Origin of the sequence: Shimia sp., from assembly GCF_049116215.1 — a bacterium.
Classification (GTDB): Bacteria; Pseudomonadota; Alphaproteobacteria; order Rhodobacterales; family Rhodobacteraceae; genus Shimia.
Genome location: NZ_JAGDZB010000004.1, coordinates 23,651 through 43,633, shown reverse-complemented (window position 1 = coordinate 43,633; position 19,983 = coordinate 23,651). Strand labels below are relative to the sequence as shown.

At 54.6% G+C, this 19,983-nt stretch carries 20 protein-coding genes; 3 read left to right on the top strand and 17 right to left on the bottom strand.

Annotation, left to right across the window (positions count from 1 at the left end):
• Window positions 1–23: 23 nt before the first annotated feature.
• The 7 genes from otnC to JXR15_RS13625 form a co-directional block, all read right to left on the bottom strand.
• A complete protein-coding gene (otnC, locus tag JXR15_RS13655) occupies window positions 24–665 on the bottom strand; it encodes a 3-oxo-tetronate 4-phosphate decarboxylase (RefSeq protein WP_422053769.1) in 642 nt (213 codons plus the stop codon).
• On the bottom strand, window positions 662–1,942 hold the full coding sequence (gene otnK / locus JXR15_RS13650) for a 3-oxo-tetronate kinase (RefSeq protein WP_422053768.1): 1,281 nt from the start codon (window positions 1,940–1,942) through the stop codon (window positions 662–664). Before otnK ends, otnC begins: the two co-directional genes overlap by 4 nt.
• Entirely contained in the window at window positions 1,936–2,619 is a 684-nt protein-coding gene (locus tag JXR15_RS13645; RefSeq protein ID WP_422053767.1) for a hypothetical protein, read from the bottom strand. Before JXR15_RS13645 ends, otnK begins: the two co-directional genes overlap by 7 nt.
• 81 nt (window positions 2,620–2,700) lie before the next feature.
• Window positions 2,701–3,786, bottom strand: coding sequence for an isocitrate/isopropylmalate dehydrogenase family protein (locus tag JXR15_RS13640; RefSeq protein WP_422053766.1), 1,086 nt, complete (start codon window positions 3,784–3,786; stop codon window positions 2,701–2,703).
• Between the two features lie 64 nt (window positions 3,787–3,850).
• Entirely contained in the window at window positions 3,851–5,398 is a 1,548-nt protein-coding gene (locus tag JXR15_RS13635; protein ID WP_422053765.1) for a tripartite tricarboxylate transporter permease, read from the bottom strand.
• Window positions 5,399–5,408: 10 nt separating this feature from the next.
• Window positions 5,409–5,840, bottom strand: a complete 432-nt coding sequence (locus tag JXR15_RS13630; protein WP_422053764.1) for a tripartite tricarboxylate transporter TctB family protein — start codon at window positions 5,838–5,840, stop codon at window positions 5,409–5,411.
• 64 nt (window positions 5,841–5,904) lie between these two features.
• A complete protein-coding gene (locus tag JXR15_RS13625; protein WP_422053763.1) occupies window positions 5,905–6,894 on the bottom strand; it encodes a Bug family tripartite tricarboxylate transporter substrate binding protein in 990 nt (329 codons plus the stop codon).
• 410 nt (window positions 6,895–7,304) lie between these two features.
• Between JXR15_RS13625 and JXR15_RS13620 the strand changes: the two genes are divergently transcribed.
• The 3 genes from JXR15_RS13620 to JXR15_RS13610 are packed head-to-tail and all read left to right on the top strand — an operon-like array spanning window position 7,305 to window position 9,586.
• Window positions 7,305–8,225 (top strand): GntR family transcriptional regulator, encoded by a 921-nt coding sequence (locus JXR15_RS13620; RefSeq protein WP_422053762.1) that lies wholly within the window; start codon window positions 7,305–7,307, stop codon window positions 8,223–8,225.
• A gap of 27 nt (window positions 8,226–8,252) precedes the next feature.
• Window positions 8,253–8,606: a methylglyoxal synthase gene (locus JXR15_RS13615; protein ID WP_422053761.1), complete on the top strand. Its 354-nt coding sequence runs from the start codon at window positions 8,253–8,255 to the stop codon at window positions 8,604–8,606.
• Between the two features lie 32 nt (window positions 8,607–8,638).
• Window positions 8,639–9,586 carry a D-2-hydroxyacid dehydrogenase family protein gene (locus tag JXR15_RS13610; protein ID WP_422053760.1) on the top strand — a complete coding sequence of 316 codons (948 nt, stop codon included), beginning with the start codon at window positions 8,639–8,641 and terminating at the stop codon, window positions 9,584–9,586.
• 421 nt (window positions 9,587–10,007) lie between these two features.
• Here JXR15_RS13610 and JXR15_RS13605 read toward each other — a convergent pair whose 3' ends face one another.
• Genes JXR15_RS13605 through JXR15_RS13560 form a run of 10 tightly spaced genes read right to left on the bottom strand, consistent with a single transcriptional unit; the run spans window position 10,008 to window position 19,978 of the window.
• Entirely contained in the window at window positions 10,008–10,712 is a 705-nt protein-coding gene (locus tag JXR15_RS13605) for an IS6 family transposase (protein WP_422053959.1), read from the bottom strand.
• A 31-nt stretch (window positions 10,713–10,743) separates the two neighbouring features.
• A complete protein-coding gene (locus JXR15_RS13600) occupies window positions 10,744–11,820 on the bottom strand; it encodes an alpha-hydroxy acid oxidase (RefSeq protein WP_422053759.1) in 1,077 nt (358 codons plus the stop codon).
• A gap of 41 nt (window positions 11,821–11,861) precedes the next feature.
• Window positions 11,862–12,416, bottom strand: coding sequence for a sulfopyruvate decarboxylase subunit beta (comE, locus tag JXR15_RS13595; RefSeq protein WP_422053758.1), 555 nt, complete (start codon window positions 12,414–12,416; stop codon window positions 11,862–11,864).
• The gene (locus JXR15_RS13590; RefSeq protein ID WP_422053757.1) at window positions 12,413–12,919 is read right to left on the bottom strand and encodes a sulfopyruvate decarboxylase subunit alpha; all 507 of its coding nucleotides are present in this window, start codon (window positions 12,917–12,919) and stop codon (window positions 12,413–12,415) included. Before JXR15_RS13590 ends, comE begins: the two co-directional genes overlap by 4 nt.
• A 27-nt stretch (window positions 12,920–12,946) precedes the next feature.
• Window positions 12,947–13,357, bottom strand: a complete 411-nt coding sequence (locus JXR15_RS13585; RefSeq protein ID WP_422053756.1) for a universal stress protein — start codon at window positions 13,355–13,357, stop codon at window positions 12,947–12,949.
• Between the two features lie 27 nt (window positions 13,358–13,384).
• The gene (locus tag JXR15_RS13580) at window positions 13,385–14,365 is read right to left on the bottom strand and encodes an alcohol dehydrogenase catalytic domain-containing protein (protein ID WP_422053755.1); all 981 of its coding nucleotides are present in this window, start codon (window positions 14,363–14,365) and stop codon (window positions 13,385–13,387) included.
• Window positions 14,362–15,126 (bottom strand): SDR family NAD(P)-dependent oxidoreductase, encoded by a 765-nt coding sequence (locus JXR15_RS13575; protein ID WP_422053754.1) that lies wholly within the window; start codon window positions 15,124–15,126, stop codon window positions 14,362–14,364. Before JXR15_RS13575 ends, JXR15_RS13580 begins: the two co-directional genes overlap by 4 nt.
• Complete coding sequence (hisD, locus tag JXR15_RS13570; RefSeq protein ID WP_422053753.1) at window positions 15,119–16,426, bottom strand: histidinol dehydrogenase; 1,308 nt, start codon at window positions 16,424–16,426, stop codon at window positions 15,119–15,121. The genes JXR15_RS13575 and hisD overlap by 8 nt, the downstream gene beginning before the upstream one ends.
• A gap of 27 nt (window positions 16,427–16,453) precedes the next feature.
• Complete coding sequence (locus JXR15_RS13565; protein ID WP_422053752.1) at window positions 16,454–17,500, bottom strand: DUF475 domain-containing protein; 1,047 nt, start codon at window positions 17,498–17,500, stop codon at window positions 16,454–16,456.
• 3 nt (window positions 17,501–17,503) lie between these two features.
• Window positions 17,504–19,978: a TRAP transporter large permease subunit gene (locus JXR15_RS13560; protein WP_422053751.1), complete on the bottom strand. Its 2,475-nt coding sequence runs from the start codon at window positions 19,976–19,978 to the stop codon at window positions 17,504–17,506.
• Window positions 19,979–19,983 lie beyond the last annotated feature (5 nt).

Genomic DNA, 19,983 nt, shown 5'->3' with positions numbered 1-19,983 from the left:
TCGGTTTGGTCACAGTTGTCGGCCTAAATCTGGCCAAATGTTTGTTTGATCTCTGCCACATGTTCCGGCGTCAGGCATGTGGCTTGCTGCCCTTTAAGCGCGACCAAGAGTTTGGCGGTTTCTTCAAGCTCTTCGGCGGCGCAGACTGCCGAAAACAAATCCTTGCCGGACACCACCGGGCCATGATTGGCAAGCAGAACCGCGGCGCATTCTCCGTTGAGAGAACGGATCAAATTGCCGGATTTTGGATCGCCTGGAATCACGTAGGGCACGCGTTTCACGGTGCCGACTCGCATTACCACATAAGGCGTCAGCGGTGGTATACAGTCCTCTGGGTCGACATCTTCCAAACAAGAAAGTGCGGTCGCCCAAGTGGAGTGCAAATGCACAACAGCGCCTGCCTGTGGTCGCGTTTCGTAGAATGCTTGGTGCAGGAAGACTTCTTTTGTGGGTTTGTCTCCACTCACATGGTTGCCGTCGAGATCCAGCTTGGCGATGCGATCCGGACCGATGGCCCCAAGTGTAGAGTTTGTCGGCGTCATCAATATCCCGTCCGGCAGTTTTGCCGACACGTTCCCGGCAGTGCCAACAGAAAACCCTCGAGCAAAGAGCGACGCGCAGAGCGTCGACATCTGCGCGCGTAATTCACGTTCCTGATCCGTCATGGCGCCCCCTCCATCATGGTGAGGGCCTTGGCAAAAAAGTCAGATGCGCCAAAATTGCCGGACTTGAGGGCCAGAGTCACAGGCACCTCCTCACCCAAGGTCAGAATAGGAATGCCCGGATCAATCTCCCGCCCCACCACCATGGCAGAGACATTCAATGCCTCCGCGACGGCTTGCGCCACCGCACCGGAAGTTTCCCCACCGGCCACCACGATCCGTCGATAACCAGCTCGCACCAACGCACGCGCGACATTGGCAAACAATGCATCCAAGCGATGCGCCACCGCCTTCCGCCCAAAGCGCGCCTGAATCTCAGCGACAGCGTCCGGTTTGCCCGCTGAATAGGCCAAAGGTGCCTTGCCTTGGTTGGCGCGATAAAACTCAAGGAGCGTGTCTTCTGTAACTGTTCCTTCCATTACGCCAGGCACATCTATGGCCAGCGTTGGATGTGCTTGCTCGTGCTCTTCAATCTGGCCTCGCGTGGCGCCGGAGCAAGACCCAGCCAAAATAGCTTCGGGCCCGGAAACTGTTGCTTCTGCTTCCACGTCCTGTGCACCAGCCAGCCCGGCCTGATGGAAATTACGGGGCAGACCCAGCGCGATGCCTGACCCGCCCGTTATCAAAGTCGCACTGCACAGAGCTTGGCCGAGCCGCAGCAGATCGGCGTCAGCCACCGCGTCCGCTACAAGGAAGCGCTCCGTCGCGGACTCAAATGCCCTTTGCAGCGTCGCGCCACCTGCTTGCACCTGCGCCAGCGGAACCAACCCCACGGAACTGGCCGTTTGTCGCCGCAAAACCCGGCTCAAATTTGGGTCGGTCATGGGCGTCAATGGGTGGTTTTGCATCCCGCTTTCATTCAGCAGACGATCTCCGACAAACAAGTGCCCTTGATAGATTGTCCGCCCCGTGCCCGGAAATGCCGGACAGACGACTACTCCTTTGGCATCCAGCGCCTTTGCCAAGGCGTCAGCGACTGGGCCGATGTTCCCAGCGGGTGTGGAATCAAAGGTGGAGCAATACTTGAAGACGATTTGTTTACAGCCTTGGCTCAGCAGCCATTCCAAAGCTGCCAAACTTTCTGAGACGGCGTCCTCAACCGGGGCCGTCCGGCTTTTGAGGGAAATCACCCCAGCTTCAATGCCATCGCCAATCTCGCCGGTTGGGATGCCGCAAAATTGCGCCGTTTTGAGCCCACCCTCCGGGGCCACACCCTTCACCAATGTATTGGCAATATCACTTGCGCCAGTGAAGTCGTCGGCAATCACGCCAATCAGCATGCGATGTCTTTCTCTTGTTGTTGCAGCCGTTCTTTGATTGCCAAAATGGCGGAATCCGGGCTGCTGAGGATTGGGATGTTAGTCTTTTCCCGTGCCAAGCCTGCGGCGTCTGCCATCGAGAACTGCGCCAGGAGTATGACATCTGCGTCGGCAATGCTGGCCGCCGTTGCAGCGATCAACGCGTCATGCTTCGCATCATCTCCCGTGTGTTTGGCTGCCAATGCGCCTTCGCAAAAATAGGACCTTACCTGGGCGTCGCTTCCACTTGCCTTGGCGGTCTCGCGGAATTCTTCTTCCATGCCTTCAGCCGCTGGAGGGAAGGTGTAGATCATGGCCACACGGGTCCCAATCGCCAGAGCTTCGGTGAACATAGCTTGGTTGGGTTTCAGAACAGGTACTTTGGCGCCATCGGCGGCGTCCTCAATGGCGCGGCCAAATGCGGAGCAAGTGAACAGGATCGCATCTGCGCGGATATCCTCGGCATATCGCGCCAGTCCAATGATGCGGTCCCAAAGATCCAAGCTGAGCTCTGCGTCGTTCTGCCGGTCGGCGGAGAGGCCTTCTTCGAGAATGGTGACGGTTTCCGCCTCTGGCCACAGCTTCTGTGCCGCGGATTCAATTGGGTCAATGGCCACGCGCGTGGCGTGGATCAAGGCCAGTCTGGGTTTGCGTGTCATTGTCTTTCCCTCAGATATGCGGCGGCGCCAATGTCGTGCTGGCGCCGCCAGTCAATGTGAGCATGCGCTCACTGGAGGAACTCAGGCAGCCAGGGCTTTGGCCGCAACTGCCTCGGCCACCAAACGACCAAAGGCATCGGTGTTCACGGAGCCGCCAAGGTCGCGCGTGCGATTGGCTGGCTCGTCGATGACCGCATCAACTGCATCGGCAATGGCTTGACCCGCTTCCATCAACTTGGCCACACCTCGCTGCTCTCCGAGCCAGGTCAGCATCATTGCCGCTGACAAGATAAGCGAGGTCGGATTGGCCACGTTTTGTCCCTGGATGTCCGGAGCCGATCCATGCTGCGCCTGCGCACAGCAGAGACCGGTTTCCGCATTGGCGTTAATGGATCCAGCCAACCCAAGGGAGCCAGACAGCTCAGACGCCAAATCTGACAGAATGTCACCGTAGAAATTGGTCGCCACGACAACGTCATAGGTCTCAGGCTTGCGCACCAACAGCGCCGCAAACGCGTCCACGATTAGTTCCTCGGTTTCTACCTCTGGAAAGTCTTTGGCCACTTCCCGGAAGCACTCAAGGAACAGGCCGTCGGTCATCAAGAAGGAGTTAGCCTTATGGATTGCCGCCACCTTTTTCTTGCGTTGCATCGCCAGTTTGAAGGCCTCGCGGCAAATCCGCATAGACCCATTGCGGGTGATTTTCCGCACCGACAGCGCCATGTTCGGATCGGGCATCATTTCGCCGACGCCTTGATACATGTTGCGGTCTGGATAAAAGCCCTCGGTGGCTTCGCGCATGATCACAAGATCCATGCCTTCTGCCTTGTTCTGCAAGAAGTCCCGACTCCGTGCCGGGCGCACGTTGGCATAAAGATCCAGTCCAATGCGAAAGCCTGCAGAGACGTTGCGCCCCCCTTCGACAACCGGCGGATAGTCCATGTGCGATTGGGTTCCAAGGATCACGCCGTCAAACCCCGTACGGGCACGCTCCAGCACTTCGTCACGCAGGGTGATACCGTGGTTTTTGAGGCTGGTGAAACCACTTTCTTCTTCGTGGAAGGTCAAGCCCAGGTCAAATTTCTGGTTGGCGGCTTCGACCACTTCAAGCGTCGCCGCCATGATTTCCGGGCCAATGCCGTCACAAGGCAAAGTCATGATACGCATAGTATTTCTCCGATTGGTGCCGCCTTGGCCGCACAGTCATTGTGAGATTGGGAGGAGCAGCAGGTCAGTCGCCTGCCGCAATTTCTTCATGGTGAGAACCAGCGTTCTCCATCCGCTTTTTCATCCGGCGCCCCATCAGCATGGGCAGAACAAATCCGGTGATGGCGATGATCCAAAGGATGATGGCCAAGGGACTTCCAACAAGGACAAACCAGTCGCCATCCGAGATCGTCATGGCACGCCGCAGGTTCACTTCCATCTGGTTGCCAAGCAGGATGCCGAGGATCACAGGCACCAATGACACATCCAACTTGCGCAGCACCCAGCCGGCAATGCCAAAGCCCACCATCAACATCACATCAAAGCTCGAACCTGTGATGCTGTAGATACCAACGAAAGAGATCATCGCCACAATCGGCATCAGGATGCGTGTCGGAACCATCAGCACGCGAGTGAAGATGCCAACCAGTGGGATGTTCATGGCCAGCAAGATGAAATTGGCCAGGAACAGTGCGGCGATCAGCCCCCAAACGATATCCGGGTTCTTGGTGAACAGCAGAGGGCCAGGTGTGATGTTCAGCTGCAGCAGGACCGCCAACAAAACTGCCGTTGTGCCAGAGCCAGGCACGCCAAGCGCCAACATGGGCACCAAGGCGCCGCCAGAGGCTGCATTGTTGCCCGCCTCGGGGGCGGCCACACCACGTGGATCGCCTTTGCCAAAGGTTTTGCCGTCCCGATCAACCGATTGCTTTTCAAGAGAATAGGCAAGGAACGAACCCAGTGACGCGCCTGCCCCCGGCAATACACCAGCAAAGAAGCCTAGACCGGTACCCCGTGCCATCGAGGGAATGCAGCGTTTGATCATGCTGAAGTCCGGCATGATGCGACCGACTTTGGTTGCTTTGGCCGATCCAACGGCGCCGCAGCGATGATGCTCAAGGAAGATAAACACTTCACTCAGCGCAAACAGACCAACAATCGCAATTAGGAAGTCGATTCCATCATAGAGGTGGATGTGGTCAAAGGTGAACCGCTGCGACCCAGTTTGGGAGTCACTGCCAATCATTGCGATGCCAAGCCCAAGTGCGGCGGCAAAGGCTGATTTGGCTTGGTTTGTCGAAGAGATACCACCCAAAGTGGCAAAGGCCACTGTGAATAGGACGAAGTATTCGGCAGGGCCAAACAACAGAGCGATTTTCACCAGCTGCGGGGCCAAGAGCACCAATCCGCATGTGGCAAAAAATGCGCCTACAAATGAAGCAACACCAGACAGAGACAAAGCTTCGCCAGCCTTACCTTGTTGGGCCATTGGATAGCCGTCCAAGCAAGTCATCATCGCCGGTTCGTCACCGGGAATATTGAGCAGGATCGAGCTGATACGGCCGCCATACATGGCGCCGTAGTAGACACTGACCAACAGGATCAGGGATGGCGTTGGGCCAAGCCCCATCGAAAAGGCGATAGGAATGAGGATCGCCACGCCATTGGCGGGACCAAGTCCGGGCAGTGCGCCCATGAGCGTGCCCAGAAAACAACCTGCAACAGCGAGGAAGAGGTTTTGCGGCGTAATAGCAACGGCGAAGCCGTCCGCAAGAAGAGATAGGATTTCCATGATACTTTCCTCAGAAGCCCAAGGGACCTTTGGCCAAAGCAAGGCCGAGGATCTTGTGGAAGACGACGTAGATGCCGACCGACGTTGCAACACCGACAACCAGTGACCACAGTGGCTCCGTGCCAAGGCGCCAGGTCAGATAAGCGGTTGCAAAAACTGTGGAAATCAAGAACCCGAATTCTGGCAACGCCCAGCAATACGCGAACATGACTGCGGCCGCGAAGACGATCTCTGTAAACTCCCGCATGTGCGGCCATTCCGGTTCATCGTCCGGACGCAGGATAAAGTAGAGCGAACAAAGTCCGATGATGGTTCCAACGATGTAGGGGAATGCTCTTGGCCCGACGACGTCGACCATAAAGCTGTCTTTGATGATGGACGCGGCCCAGATGTAAAAAACAGCCAGTGCCAATCCAAAAGCGCCAAATATGCGGTCGCTCATTTTTGCCTCCCTGAAGCATTGATCCAAGCCGGCCAGCGGGTGCTAACCGGCTTAAAACTATTGGTTATTGAATGATGCCGATCTCTTTGGAGAGCTTGTAGACATCCTGAATGCTGCCCTCGACGAACTTGTACATGTCGTCATCAAAGTTGTTGAAAGGCGCAATTGCAGCTTCTTCCAAAGTGGCTTGAAAACCAGGGTCGGCCGCCATGGTTTTGATGGCATTGGACCAGAACTCTTTGGCTTCGTCAGACGCACCCGCTGGCATGTAGAGACCGCGCCAGTTTGCGCCCACCACATCATATCCCAGGTCTTTTGCGGTCGGGATATCCGGATAGTTAGTCAGACGCTCCGGCGCCATGATGCCGATGATGCGGATGTCCCCTGATTCCAGGAAACCCAGCATTTCTGAGAAGTCACCGGACAACGCTTCGGTTGCGCCGGACAGCAGGCCGGTCATGGCCTCCCCACCGCCATCAAAAGACACGTATTTCAGCTTGGTGACATCTTCCATGCCCGCTTCGCGCGCAACCAGCATCGGCTTGATGTGGTCAAAGCTGCCGATGGAGGAGCCACCTGCGATGCCAACGGACCGAGGATCTTCCAGAATGGCGTCCATCATGTCCTTTAGCGTCTGATAGGGCGAATCCGCACGTACCGCGATAGCACCGTATTCTGCGCCAAATGTCGCCAGGAAGTGCACGTCGTCTTGAGTCGCGTCCTCATAAATGCCTTGCGCAATACGGGCGCTGGTCGACATAGAGGCCGCCACAATCAGATTGTTGTCCTCATTGCGCTCTTTGGTGACATGAGCAAAAGCTACCCCGCCGCCACCACCGGACATGTTGGTCACCTGCATGGAGTCTTCGATGACTCCCAGATCAAACAAGTATTTCGCGGTCGTGCGACAAATAAAGTCCCAGCCGCCACCTGGATTAGAAGGCGCGATGCACTGTGGGCTTTCCGCCTTGAAGCCATCCGCAATGCCCCCAGTCGCGCCCGCCAAAGTGGCCGCTACTGCGATTACGCCGATACGTGTGAATTTTGTGAACACAGGTTCTCCTCCCCTGAATTTATGCATGTCGAAGCAAGACGAATCTCGCCCCGCCCCCAAGTGATTGCATATTGAACCCCCAAAAGCCAATATTAAATTGCTTTTTGGCGATCAAAAAAGCAAAGCCACTATATCAACGCAACCAACATGGCGGCAAAGTCACATTAACACACTGAAATTTCACCTTTATTCTCGGAGAACCCCTCCTAAAGATTGATAAGGAACGTCGTGGACACCCAAAAATTCACCTTGTCAGAGCCGTTTCGACACTCCAAAAAACCAAATATATCGTTGCAAAACCAATAATTCTGGCTTTTTATAACCCAAAATCCAAACAGTTCGGATTGCGGTCGAACAAAAAAGCAATTTGGCCGTCGCATCGCAAAACGGATACACAGAAAGACCACATCATGCGCGCCAATGCCCTGGCTTCAAAAATCTCCAACCGGCTGCTCCAAGACATTCTGGCAGGTAACATGGCCTTGGGCAGCCATATCAGCGCACAACAACTGGCCGACCGCTATGGCGTATCGCGTACCCCGATCCGAGAAGCTTTGGAGGCATTGGAAACCCAGGGCGTGCTCACCCGACAACCCAATCGAGGGTACTTTGTGGCGGAAGAAATACCGGCTTCCGCGCGCGCCGCTTTGGAAAACGAAGAACTCGCAGACACGGATGACTATCAAACGCTTGCGGCCGATTGGCTAAAAAACGAAATCCCCGAAGAGGTCACAGAGCAATTCCTGCGCCAAAAATACGACTGGACCAAGGCGCAGGTTGGCGAGCTCTTGGTACGCGCTGCGCGTGAGGGCTGGGCAGAGCGCAAAGAAGGGTATGGATGGCGCTTCTTGCCAGTTGCCAAAACACCGGAAGCGTTTGACGAAATTTACCGCTTCCGCATGGCGATTGAACCCGCGGCGATGCTGGAGCCCTCCTTTGAACTGGACCACAAGGTGCTCGCCGAACAGCGCCGCATTCAGGAGAACATGCTGGAGATGGACATCTCCAATGCGCCCGGCGAAACGCTCCTGTCCAATGGTGCGCTTTTTCACGAAGAGCTGATCAAGCTGTCCGGTAATCCGTTTTTCTTCATGGCGCTGCAACGAGTTAACCGCATGCGACGTCTGATGGAGTATCGCGCTGAGGTCAACCGCGACCGATTGATCGAACAATGCACGGAGCATCTCGAAATTCTGTCGCTTCTGGAACGCGGCAACACCGTGGACGCGTCATTCCGGATGCGTCAGCACTTAAGCGGCGCGCTCAAACGCAAATCCCCGTTGGCCTGGACCTGGGCGGCGGATTCGCATCTTACTGGCTCAGACGACTAAGCTTTCACCCCGAATACGGAGTTCAGAATGAAAACCATTGCCCTGGTGGCACATGACCAGAAGAAAGATCAAATGATCGCCTGGGTGCAATCGCACTTGGATGCACTGGCCGATAAAGCCATCTATGCTACTGGCACCACGGGTGGCAGAATCCAAGATGAAACGCCGCTTAAAGTGCACCGCCTCAAAAGCGGACCCTTGGGCGGAGATGCACAAATTGGCGCGATGATTGCAGAGGCCCAAATCGATGCGCTGGTCTTCTTTATCGATCCACTGGCAGCCCAGCCGCACGACGTCGACGTAAAATCGCTCCTGCGCCTGGCAATTTTGTATGACACGCCGCTGGCCGTAAACGAGGCCACCGCATCGTTAATGATGTGACGGGGTCGGCTTCTATTGAGATTGGGAAACAAATGCGCATCGCCATTCTGGACGACTATACCAACGCTGCACCAACCGCCGCCGACTGGGGTGTACTGCCAAACGCTGAACTAACCCCTGTTATGACGTCTATGATGGCCACGGAAGCCGAACGCGCTCAAGCGCTATTGCCCTTTGATGTTGTTGTCGCAATGCGGGAGCGCACCCCGTTTCCCAAATCTCTCATCGAGCAGCTCCCCAACCTAAAACTGCTCATCACGACAGGTATGCGGAATTTCAGCATCGACATGAACGCCGCGCGCGCCAAGGGCATCGATGTTTGCGGCACCCAAATGACGCCCTACGCCGCGTTTGAACACAGCTGGGCGCTTTTGATGTCGCTCGCCAAGCAAATTCCGGCGGAGCATCAAGCAATGGCGTCGGGAGGCTGGCAAGCGCGCACCGGTGTCGGATTGAACGGCAAAACCATAGGCATATTGGGGCTTGGCAAAATTGGCGCAAAGATGGCCCGCGCGGCCAAAGCCTTTGACATGAATGTCATTGCCTGGAGCCCGAATCTAACAAAGGAACGTGCGGATGAGCACGGAGCTACTCTGGTCGATAAAACCGAGCTTTTCGAAACCTCCGATTTTGTCACAGTTCACATGATCTTAAGTGATACTACTCGCGGGTTGATCGATGATCGCGCACTTTCTGGTATGAAAAAGTCCGCGTTTCTCATCAACACCTCACGAGGCCAAATAATCGATGAAGCCGCACTCATTGGATGTCTGGAGGATCAACACATCTCGGGCGCCGCTCTGGATGTTTTTGATATCGAACCTCTGCCAACCGCGCACCCGCTCCGCAAGTTGTCAAATGTGATCCTGACAGGACACACCGGTTACGTGGTACAAGAGCTATTTGACTTGGCATACGGCCAAGCGGTCGAAAACGTCGTCGCTTGGCGGAAAGGCGATCCGCAACGACTGTTGAATTGACCGCTTCTCCAATCTGAACGCGCGCACCCTTTCAGAAACTTGTGCACTGAAAAATGTTGAGCCTTTGGGGGCGCCGACATCGAAAGAAGGAACAGGTCTAAAATTTTGGGCGACGTATTTGAATGCAGACGTGTCGGGCTTCAACCAATAAAAAGCTTTTGCATTGGCGGTTTTCAGACCTTGGTGCAAACCTCAGCGAAAGACCTCTTTCCGCCGTTTTCGACGACGTCAGCTACCGGCCCGTAGCGGACTTTCGACAGCTTGCGTGCGAACGTCCGCAACATTCAATCGAGAGCAATCCAGCGCGCCGTCTTTGAACCCACATAAGGAGCAATGACCATTCCCGGATTTCTCGGGCGTGGCCTAATTGGCGTGGTCAGACAAACTCGACCTCGTGTCAAGTGAGACAGCATCACTGTCTTTATCCCGCGCAGAGACTGCGCCACTCAGACAGAGAGGCTGCACGGTTAAGTTTGAATTTTGATCTGGAGTAGAGGCTGCGCTCCGAGTTGAAGACGTTGTAGACTGAAGCATGAACGGCGGCGAATGTCCGCAGACTTCGCATGCGCCTGAAACACAACATTGCCCGCTCCCTTCGTCGAAAAGGCAGGTGCGAACTCTCAACTCGGTTGTTTAGCCAACGGCTCGTTTTCTGTTTGTGGGCGTTGCCGAGTTCCTTCATCGCAACCCCGTACGACTTCAATCTGTCCGTCACGATCACTTCAGGTTGACCATACTTGCGCATTGCTTTTCTTAGGAATTTTAGCGTAACCTTCTTGCCTCGTTTCCTCGCAACATAGCTACCGAGCACCTCGCCTTCGTGGTCAACAACACACCTGAGGTAATGCCGCTCACTGTTTTTCCCCACCAAAACGTCATTCAGATTCCTACGCCAGCGAATAGGTTTCGTGCCACGGATACGGTGTTTGCTGATCTCAGAAGCGAACGAAGGCCCTAACCGATACCACAAGTATCGCACTGCTTCATGGTTTTCATCGACACCGCGTTCTTGCAGGAGATCCTCTTCATTGCGAAACAAGCGCGGGAAACGGACGCAAAGCATCACTGCAAGGCGGGTAATCTCTGGACTGGTTTTGAAGTAGAGAAACGGAGATTTCTTGGGCATGTCCGGACGTTGGGTCAGCAACTTGTTCTCTTCAACTGCGGCTTCCTTTCACAGTACTGTCACGCTCCAAACCGGACAAACCGACCATTGCCATAGCAATGCTCAATTCCTCTTCCAGCACTTTCCACATTTGAAAAAGGCCCGTCTCTCCATTTGCTGCAATGGCAAATTGAAGGATGCGCCCGACAAAAACAAAGTCCGCCCCCGAAACTATCGCTCTGAGAATGTCGCTGCCAGACCTGATGCCGCTATCCAAGAAAATTGCGTAGTCGGCTCCCAATTTAGACCGGAAATTGGGAACGACCTCGATCGGCGAAGGGCCACAATCAAACTGGCGCGCGCCGTGGTTGGAAACTTGCACCGCATCTACCCCGCGTTCCTTCAACCAAATAGCGTCTTGAACATCCAGGACACCCTTTACGACCAGTTTACCGTGCCACCTTTCCCGTAGTTCCGACAACGTATCCCAAGTCGCTTTGGCCCGGCTTTCCGTTCGGTCAAAGTCAAACCCGTCCTTCCTGAAGTTTGCCATATCTGGCCGCCCTGACCTCAAAGTTCTGAGTGACCAAGAAGGATGCAGCGCGAAATCCACAAATTGCCGGGGCCCAATCCTGAAAGGCATCTTAAATCCATGGCGCAACTCCCTTGGCCGCCTCCCGACCTCCGGTACGTCAACGGTCAGGACAAGCGTTTGATACGCTGCGCTTTTTGCCCTATCGACCAACCGAAATGTCCCCTCTCCGTCACCGCTGAAGTAGAGTTGAAACCAGGCATGCCCCTCAGCGGTCTCTATCATCTCCTCCATAGGGGTCGAAGCCACAGTGGAAACGCCGACAGGAACTTTGTACTTGGCCGCAAGTCTCGCAAGCATCAGATCGGCTCCGGGCGCAGACAGATCGCACATCCCCATCGGCGCAATTCCAAAGGGTACACCCGCTTTCGCGCCAAACACTTCCGTTGCAAGTGAGCGCGTGCTGACATCTCGCAAGATCCGTGGCGTTAAACTCACAGCGTCCAATGCTTGGCGGTTTCTCAACGCTCCGGCTTCGTTGCCAGCCGCGCCATCGATGTAGTCAAAGATCATTCTGGGCAGACGACGCTTGGCCATTTGCCGAGCATCCTCTGCCGAATGGATCTCCTTTTGGAGCATCAACCAGCCACGGCTTTCATGAAACGGTCACGGATGACAACAGGATCCATTGAAATAACAGGCATTTTGGCGTTCCCACTATCGCACTTTACAACCATCACAGTGGCGACACCGTCCTCTATAGCTTTCTGCAAGGCCTCGCCTGTGTCGACGTCCTGAACCTCGACCACATTGTCACAACCGGCGGCCCTCGCCATGCCTGCAAGGTCTGTTTTCATGCCAGAATAGGTCGGCTGGTCTCCGGTTGAGCCATAGGATCCATTGTCGATGATCATCAGGATGTAATTGCTCGGTGCATTGTTCCCAATGGTTGGCAAGGTACCGAGATTGGTCAAAACGGATCCGTCACCATCAATGACGATGACTGGTTTTGGCTGCGCAAGCGCGAGTCCTAAACCGATCGAGGAAGCGAGCCCCATGGTCCCGAGCATGTAGAAGTTTGTCGGTTGATCGTCGATGGCATGCAGTTCTTGCGAAGGAATCCCGATATTACAGACCACAAGTTGGTCACGAAGGATCGGCGCGATGTCTTTAAGAATTTCAGAGCGGATCATTGGTCGCCGTAGCCTCCCCAGAAGTTCGCGTCAGTCAAGATTGCCACAGGTTTGTTGCACATGAAGGTGTATTTCAGAATGTTGTCGAACTCTTCGACGTCTTGTTGCCAATGGAAGTGGTAGGTGGGGATGTTCAACTGCGCCAAAAGCGCTTTGGTGTGCACCGCCATTTCAACCTGGCAAGCCACGGGCTCACGCAGCTCGCCGCGATAGGAAATGATCATAGGAAGCGGCATCCTGTAATACTGAATGAGCGTGGCAAGCGTGTTAATGGTGACGCCAATTGCAGTGTTTTGCATGATGATTGCAGGACGTTTTCCACCCATCCAGGCCCCTGCGCAAAGTCCCATTCCTTCATCTTCCTTGTTTGAGGGAATGTGAAAAATGTCGTCCCGCCGGTCGACTTCTTCGATCACGCCGGCGAGTTGCTTGCAGGGCACAGTGGTGACAAACCGAATGTCGTTGGCAACGAGATCATCGGCGATTTTCTTGTCTATATTCAATGTATTCCTCCTGATTGACGATTGACTTCAGCTGTCGCGATGAACATGCACAGCGCAGGGGGCATGGCGGACGACACGTGCTGCGGTTGAGCCAATGAGGTAATCAACCAAACCCGGTTTGTGAGATCCTATGACGATGCAGTCATGCCCGTGTTTTACGGCATACTCGATGATTGCAAGATGAGCTTGTCCACGCGTGATCTCGGCGCGCACACCTTCCATGCCGGCGACTTTCTCGTTGAGGATTTGGCGCGCTCGAACAAAACCTCGCTCCACCGTTTCCTCACCGATGTAAACACTTACAGACCCCTTTGGCACCTCGTAAACGTGCAGAGCTGTGATCTGCCCCTTCTCACTGCAGAGAGCGCGAGATATTTCCAGCGTTTGAGCTGATATTCCGTGATCGAGTGCCAATGGCACGAGAATACTGTCATACATGTCTTGCTCCTTTCAGGCTCTAACGGCTTATGCCCATGGATCTAAAACGATCTTGGGCGAAGCAACCCGCCCAGCGTGAATATCTTCGAATGCTCTTGCCCCATCTGAGAGAGCGCGGGTTTCGAACCAGTCGAGCGGCCCAAGCCTTCCGTCAAACAGTGCCGAAGCCGTTTCAGAAAAACTCTTCGCTGTGTACGTGTAGCTACCGATGAAGGTGATCTCTTGCAGCGTCATACGCCGAATGTCCAAGCCGTCAGCACTGTCCCCTAGACCGACATGGACAATAACACCTCCGGGCTCCACCCATTTTGTGGCCGATGCCCGTGTCACTCCATACCCAACCGCATCGATGACAATTGGCGCAGTGTGCTCGGGCGCATTACTGACTTTCAAGCCGCACCGTTCCGCCAGAAATTTGCGTCGCAAGGGGTTGGGTTCTGTGATTTTAACGTCTTCAACGCTCATTGCCTTCAAGGCCAGTGCTGCCGCGAGCCCAATGGCGCCTCCACCGATGACCAAAGCACTCCGTTTCACATCCGGATGGATGCGCCCCAAAGCCAACGTCGCCGAATGCCAACTTACCGCCAAGGGTTCGCAAAGAGCGGCTTTTTCCAACGGCACAGCATTAGGAACCTCGATCAAGTTTTGACTCGGAATGGAGACGAACTGAGCAAAGGCTCCTTCGCGCGGCGGCATCGAGATAATTTGCCGATCAGGACACAGGTTTTCTCTGCCAGAATTGCAATAGTGGCAGGCTCCACATGTCACCAAAGGATTGATCGTCACACGTCGCCCTTTCCAAGGGCCTTCCTCGACCACACCCGCCGCTTCGTGCCCTAGGATCAGAGGCGCTGGTCGCCGATCGTCGTGCCCGAAATAGGCGTGCATATCAGAGCCACAAATTCCAACCGACTGAACACGGATCAGTTGCTCCCCTTTTTTTGGAACCGGCCTTTCAACGTCACGCAAAGTGAGCGTTTCAACACCTTCATAAACCAGCGCTTTCATTTTGCCGTGAACCCCCCGTCGACCATGAGAACTTGTCCGGTTACAAAGCTGGACGCCTCGGAGCACAAGAATAGTAGAGGGCCATCAATGTCCTCCAAACGTCCGTTGCGCCCCACGCAAGTTTGAGCCGCGTTACGCTCTCCCCTTTCGGGATCGTGAAACACCGCCTGAGTCAGCTCCGTCGGAAAAAAGCCAGGGCCGATGGCATTTGCAGTGATGCCAAATCTTGACCAAGATTCCGCCATGGCACGCGTCAATTGCGCCACGCCAGCCTTGCTCGCGCCATAAGCGATGCCACCTGGAAATGCCCTTGTGGTCTGCAGTGACGCAAAATTCACAATGCGCCCCCAGCCCTTCGTTTTCATCGGCCCGACAAGAGCTTGCGACAGAAAAAACGGCGCAGACAGATTCAGCTCCAACGTTTTATCCCACCCTTCGCGGGTCACGTCGTCCGCCTCCTGTCTCGTATTCACCCCTGCCGCGTGTACCAAGATGTCAGGGGACCCAAATGGAACTGCGAGATCCTTTGTGAACTCTGTCAGCTTTTTTTGATCAGCAATGTCCGAAACGATATAGGACACCCGTTCGCAGTTGAGGCCAACGACGAGGTCCTGAAGTTCTTTCTCTCTTCTTGCGACCGCAACAACGCATGCTCCAGCCCCGCATAAGGTTTGCGCGGCTCGGCGCCCCAAGCCGGAACTCGCGCCAGTCACAACCGCAACACGCCCGGTAAGGTCAAAGAGATCTCTGGAATCAGCCATGCGCGGTCAAATCGAAGGTTTCGTCGGGGAAGTACTTCGCGAGCCTGACATCGGCAGCGCGTGCGTGGCCCTCCATACCTTCCAATCGCGATATCCGCGCTGTGGCCTCGGCAACTTGCTTGGACCCCTCGCGCGTTGCCCGCTGCCACGTGACAATCTTCATGTACTTGTGAACACTCAGCCCGCCAGTGTAGCTCGCCGCTCCTGATGTAGGGAGAACATGGTTCGTGCCTGCTGCTTTGTCTCCATAAGACACGGTTGTTTCCTCGCCTAAGAACAGCGATCCATAGCAATGGAGGCGATCTAGCCACCAATCGAGGTCATCAGCCTGTACCGTCAGATGCTCCGGCGCATACTCGTCCGATGTGGCCGCCATCTCTTCTCGATCAGAACAAACAATCACTTCGGCGTAATCGCGCCATGCGGCCTCTGCGTTCTCGCGGTTTAGTTCCGGGAGGTCTGCGATCAGGCCAGGGACACGTGACAAAACGTCTTCAGCCAATGGTCGATGGTCCGTCACCAACCAAACAGGCGAGTTATATCCATGCTCTGCCTGACTGACGAGATCAGTTGCCACGATGTGAGGATCAGCATCCTTGTCCGCCAGGATCAGGCTATCTGTCGGTCCGGCTATCATGTCGATGCCAACGCGGCCATAGAGAGTGCGTTTGGCTTCTGCAACGAACTGATTGCCAGGCCCAACAATGATGTTTGCCCTTGGTTGACCAAACAAGCCAAATGCCATGGAAGCGATGCCCTGAACCCCACCAATTGCCATGATTTTGTCTGCACCGCAGACATGCGCAGCATATACGATTGCAGGAAAAATACCCACGCCCGGTTGGGGCGCTGAACACACAGTGATGTGCGCACACCCGGCAACCTTTGCCGTGGTGACCGTCATGATGGCACTGGCAATATGACGATAGCGGCCTGCGGGCACATAACACCCGGCTGCAGAAACCGGGATGGCTTTTTGCCCCGCGAGCAGCCCTGGATTGATCTCAAATTGTACATCCGCAACGGTGGATTTCTGAACTTCAGCGAACCGACGAACATTGTCATGTGCAAAGAGAATGTCGTCTTTGAGTTTTTGCGGCACCATCGCGCATGCAGCGTCAATTTCGTCCTGCGTTAACTGCACATTCCCATCATATTTGTCGAACTTTGCGGCATACTCCAAAGCGGCTTCTTCGCCTCTCGCCTCTATGTCGGCAAGAATTGCCGCAACCGTTTTAGCCGTGTCGCCGGCGTCGGAACGGGAAGTAAGAGTGGCCTTTTTCAAATAGATACGAGACATTTTGAAGTCCTATAGATGAGAGGAAACTCAAGCTTCGCGCTTGTTGTGAAGAATGGAAGCGAAGAAGGCCAAGCTGATAAGCGCGATGCCGATGCCGCCAGTTATCAGTTCATGCACGTGCACGATCGACTGCAAAAACATCACGATAGACAACGCAAAGATCGAATAGAACGCGCCGTGTTCTAGATATCGAAACTCCGCCAAGGTGCCGCGTTCGACTAGCATAATTGTCATCGAGCGCACGTACATGGCGCCAATACCCAGTCCAATTGCAATGAGCAGGATGTTTGTCGTCAGCGCAAAGGCGCCAATCACGCCATCGAAAGAGAAGCTCGCGTCAAGCACTTCAAGGTACAGGAACGCACCCAGTCCCCCCTTGGCACCGATCTCTGTCGTTTTGCCTGCAATGTTGTCGAGATAGGTACCGAGGCCATCTACCAGAGTAAAAACAAGCAAGCCCATAACCGCAGCAGAAAGGAATGGCGCCAACTCTTGAACCGGTAGAGAGCGGGAAATCACCACGACAACGAGAAGCACGAAAGCAATCTCGAAACCGCGGATCGACCCCCAAAGCCGCAGACGTCTTTCTAAAGCAACTAACCAATCAACCGACTTGTCTTCGTCTATGAAGAACTTCAGGGCCACCATCATTAGGAAGGTACCGCCAAAGGCCGATATAGGACCATGTGCATGGCCGATTATTCTGGAATACTCGTCAGGATCAGACAGCGCGAGATGCATGGCCGCAAAGGGGTTAATCCAGGCAAAGATCGCGACAATCGCCAGTGGAAACACAATCCGCATTCCGAACACGGCAATCAAAATGCCCCATGTCAGGAAGCGCCGCTGCCAAACAGGCGTCATCTCCACCAGCTTGTTTGCATTCACGATCGCGTTGTCAAAGGACAAGGCGATTTCGAGTGCGGCAAGCACGGTCCCTACAAGGAGAAACGAAACGACTCCTCCCCAATTCCCCTCTGTCGCCCAACCCAACCATCCGCTGAGTCCAAGACCAATCACGGTCGTGATCAAAGGCCATTTCAAATAAGACAAAGAACTACGTGGTGTACTCATTCGTTAGTTTCCTGACATAAAGGCCGGCAGCCAAAGCACAAGCTGCGGGAAGATGAACAGAAGGATCAGGCCAAAGAGCTGCACGAGCATGAACTGCATCATGCCAAGGTAGATGTCCTTGAGGTCCCAGTTGGGCACCACGCCCTTTAGGAAGTAGGCCGAAAGGGCTACGGGTGGTGACAGCCAAGCGGTTTGAAGGTTCACGGCGACCAGAATGCCGAACCAGACCATCAAGTCGTAACGCTCCAAGCCGTAGACATCCAATGCCTGAACGGTGGGCAGCAAAATTGGGACTACGATCAAAACAATAGGAACCCACTCCAACGGCCAGCCCAACAAGAAGATCAAGGCCATCACAAGGAGGAGGATCAGGTAAGGCGACATGTCCAAACCGAGCAGGAGCTCGGTCATCATCTTTGGTGTTCCAAGTGCACTGAACTGTGCACCAAAGAAATTCGAGGCTGCCACGAGGAACATGATCAACACCGTGATCTCTAAGGCCTTGACCAAGCTGTCAAAGAAACTCGGGATGGTGAACTTGCGATAGGCCAACGAAAGGAGAATGGCCCCGAAAGCGCCCATGGCCGCTGCTTCGGCAGGCGTTGCCAACCCTAAAAGGATCGAGCCCAACGCAAAAGAAATCAATATCGTCGGAGGCATCAAGCCTGCAAAAAACTCATCCCAAAGTTCCGAGAAGTAGAAGCCACCGTCAGCCTCGGCGCTGTAAATCGGCCTCGCAAGGAATGCCAAAAGAAGCGTAAAGACGGCAAAGGTGGTGGACCCAATTGGCAAACCGCCATCGTCACCCATGTTGGCTACGATCATGTAGAAATGGAACAGCACAGCGATTGGCAGAACCATTCGCAAGACATTGAGACGCCTGTATGCAGCATGAGCCACGGCCACCGCGAAGGCCAAAACGATCAGGCCTCCAAACGGCATGACAGCTCCAAAGGCACCTCCCAGGCTCAGCCCGAAAACGCGGCAGACAGTTAGGATGCCAAGGCAGATAAGCGCCACTTCGGCGCCGTAGAACTTGGATGTGTCCGGCTGATCTTCCTCTGGCAATACCGGCCCCAGCTCAGGGTTCAGCCAGCAACGTCCCAAAGTGTAGATCAGATATAGTGACGCCAATATCGCGCCAGGAATAAAAGCGCCGCGGAACAAGTCGAGCGTGGAGACTTCCAAAACCGGGCCCATCACGATCAACATGATTGATGGCGGAATGAGAATGCCGAGGGTTCCCCCTGCAGTGATCGTCCCCGCCGCAAGTTGTACGTTGTACCCCGAGCGGCTCATTGTCGCCCCGGCCATAATGCCAAGCAAGGTAACAGAGGCGCCGACGATCCCCGTAGCAGCTGCAAAAATCGTAGACACGATCAGCACAGCGATAAAAAGTGCACCCCGCACCCGCGCCATGATCATTTGGATCGAAGCGAACAATCGCTCCATCAATCCAGCGGCCTCCATGACGATGCCCATCAAGACAAACAACGGAACCGCCATTAGCTGATCATTTAGCATGGTCGAGTTGGTATTAAGGGTTAGCAACAGCGTGGTCAGCTTGAAATTCGACCCCCAAATCCCAAACACAAATCCCAGAAAAATAAGGGTGAAGGAAATCGGAAACCCGATGAAGATCACAAACAGCATCGCGCCAAGCATGATCAAACCGATTGTGGGTTTGGAGAGTCCTGGCCGTGCCTTCATCACATCCGTAAACCACTCACCGCCCGGCACCGTGTCTGGCAAAAACACAGCAAGGACAAGCCAGATCAAGCCAATCAAATAGAGTGGCAACAAGCGAACAAACCAGCGCTCTCGGTCTTTGCCCATTTTGTGAAAGGCTCGAAATATCTCAGGAATACCTTGCAGGAGCAGCAGGAAAGCCCCCACAGGCATTGCCGTCCGCGCGGGCCATAAAAGCGGTCCCCAAGCGCTGTCGATTTGCATCGTCTCGCCTTTGGAAAACGCAAGCCACCAAAACTGAGACGCAACAATTGTGAAGAAGATCATCGACGGGATGAAGAACAACAGATACAGCGTCGCGTCGACTGTCGCCTGGGTTTTGTCCGTCCAATTGCGATAAAGAAAATCCGCACGAATATGGACACCGCGCATCAAACCATATCCTGCCGCAGCCATAAAAAGCATGCCTGCAATCATACGACTGGTGTCATAAACCCAAAGCGTCGGCCCAAGACCCAATGAACGAGCCAGATCCTCAAACCCAGCGTTTTGCAGGATTGAAAAGGAATTCCGCATAAAAACTTCGTACACAACAACCGCGATCAACGGCACCATCATCAAGGCGATGATCTGGCCGGCGCGGTAATTGATGCGGTCAATAGCGGCAGTGATTGGGCGTTGCCAGGACGTCATATCTTCCGGCGTTTCGCCAGGAGCTTCAGCACGCCTTTCTGCAATCAGTTCGTCAGCAATTTCGAGCTCATCAGGGTTCACCTCCTCTGCAGCCATGCCAT

Bases quoted from the DNA above. Each gene is read 5' to 3' on its own strand.
- otnK (WP_422053768.1), bottom strand. From the start codon at position 1,942: ATGCTGATTGGCGTGATTGCCGACGACTTCACTGGCGCAAGTGATATT.
- JXR15_RS13610 (WP_422053760.1), top strand. From the start codon at position 8,639: ATGCGCATCGCCATTCTGGACGACTATACCAACGCTGCACCAACCGCC.
- JXR15_RS13635 (WP_422053765.1), bottom strand. From the start codon at position 5,398: ATGGAAATCCTATCTCTTCTTGCGGACGGCTTCGCCGTTGCTATTACG.
- otnC (WP_422053769.1), bottom strand. From the start codon at position 665: ATGACGGATCAGGAACGTGAATTACGCGCGCAGATGTCGACGCTCTGC.
- JXR15_RS13645 (WP_422053767.1), bottom strand. From the start codon at position 2,619: ATGACACGCAAACCCAGACTGGCCTTGATCCACGCCACGCGCGTGGCC.
- JXR15_RS13615 (WP_422053761.1), top strand. From the start codon at position 8,253: ATGAAAACCATTGCCCTGGTGGCACATGACCAGAAGAAAGATCAAATG.
- JXR15_RS13630 (WP_422053764.1), bottom strand. From the start codon at position 5,840: ATGAGCGACCGCATATTTGGCGCTTTTGGATTGGCACTGGCTGTTTTT.
- JXR15_RS13640 (WP_422053766.1), bottom strand. From the start codon at position 3,786: ATGCGTATCATGACTTTGCCTTGTGACGGCATTGGCCCGGAAATCATG.
- JXR15_RS13605 (WP_422053959.1), bottom strand. From the start codon at position 10,712: ATGCCCAAGAAATCTCCGTTTCTCTACTTCAAAACCAGTCCAGAGATT.
- JXR15_RS13560 (WP_422053751.1), bottom strand. From the start codon at position 19,978: ATGGCTGCAGAGGAGGTGAACCCTGATGAGCTCGAAATTGCTGACGAA.
- JXR15_RS13580 (WP_422053755.1), bottom strand. From the start codon at position 14,365: ATGAAAGCGCTGGTTTATGAAGGTGTTGAAACGCTCACTTTGCGTGAC.
- hisD (WP_422053753.1), bottom strand. From the start codon at position 16,426: ATGTCTCGTATCTATTTGAAAAAGGCCACTCTTACTTCCCGTTCCGAC.
- JXR15_RS13575 (WP_422053754.1), bottom strand. From the start codon at position 15,126: ATGGCTGATTCCAGAGATCTCTTTGACCTTACCGGGCGTGTTGCGGTT.
- comE (WP_422053758.1), bottom strand. From the start codon at position 12,416: ATGATCCGCTCTGAAATTCTTAAAGACATCGCGCCGATCCTTCGTGAC.
- JXR15_RS13565 (WP_422053752.1), bottom strand. From the start codon at position 17,500: ATGAGTACACCACGTAGTTCTTTGTCTTATTTGAAATGGCCTTTGATC.
- JXR15_RS13585 (WP_422053756.1), bottom strand. From the start codon at position 13,357: ATGTATGACAGTATTCTCGTGCCATTGGCACTCGATCACGGAATATCA.
- JXR15_RS13620 (WP_422053762.1), top strand. From the start codon at position 7,305: ATGCGCGCCAATGCCCTGGCTTCAAAAATCTCCAACCGGCTGCTCCAA.
- JXR15_RS13600 (WP_422053759.1), bottom strand. From the start codon at position 11,820: ATGGCCAAGCGTCGTCTGCCCAGAATGATCTTTGACTACATCGATGGC.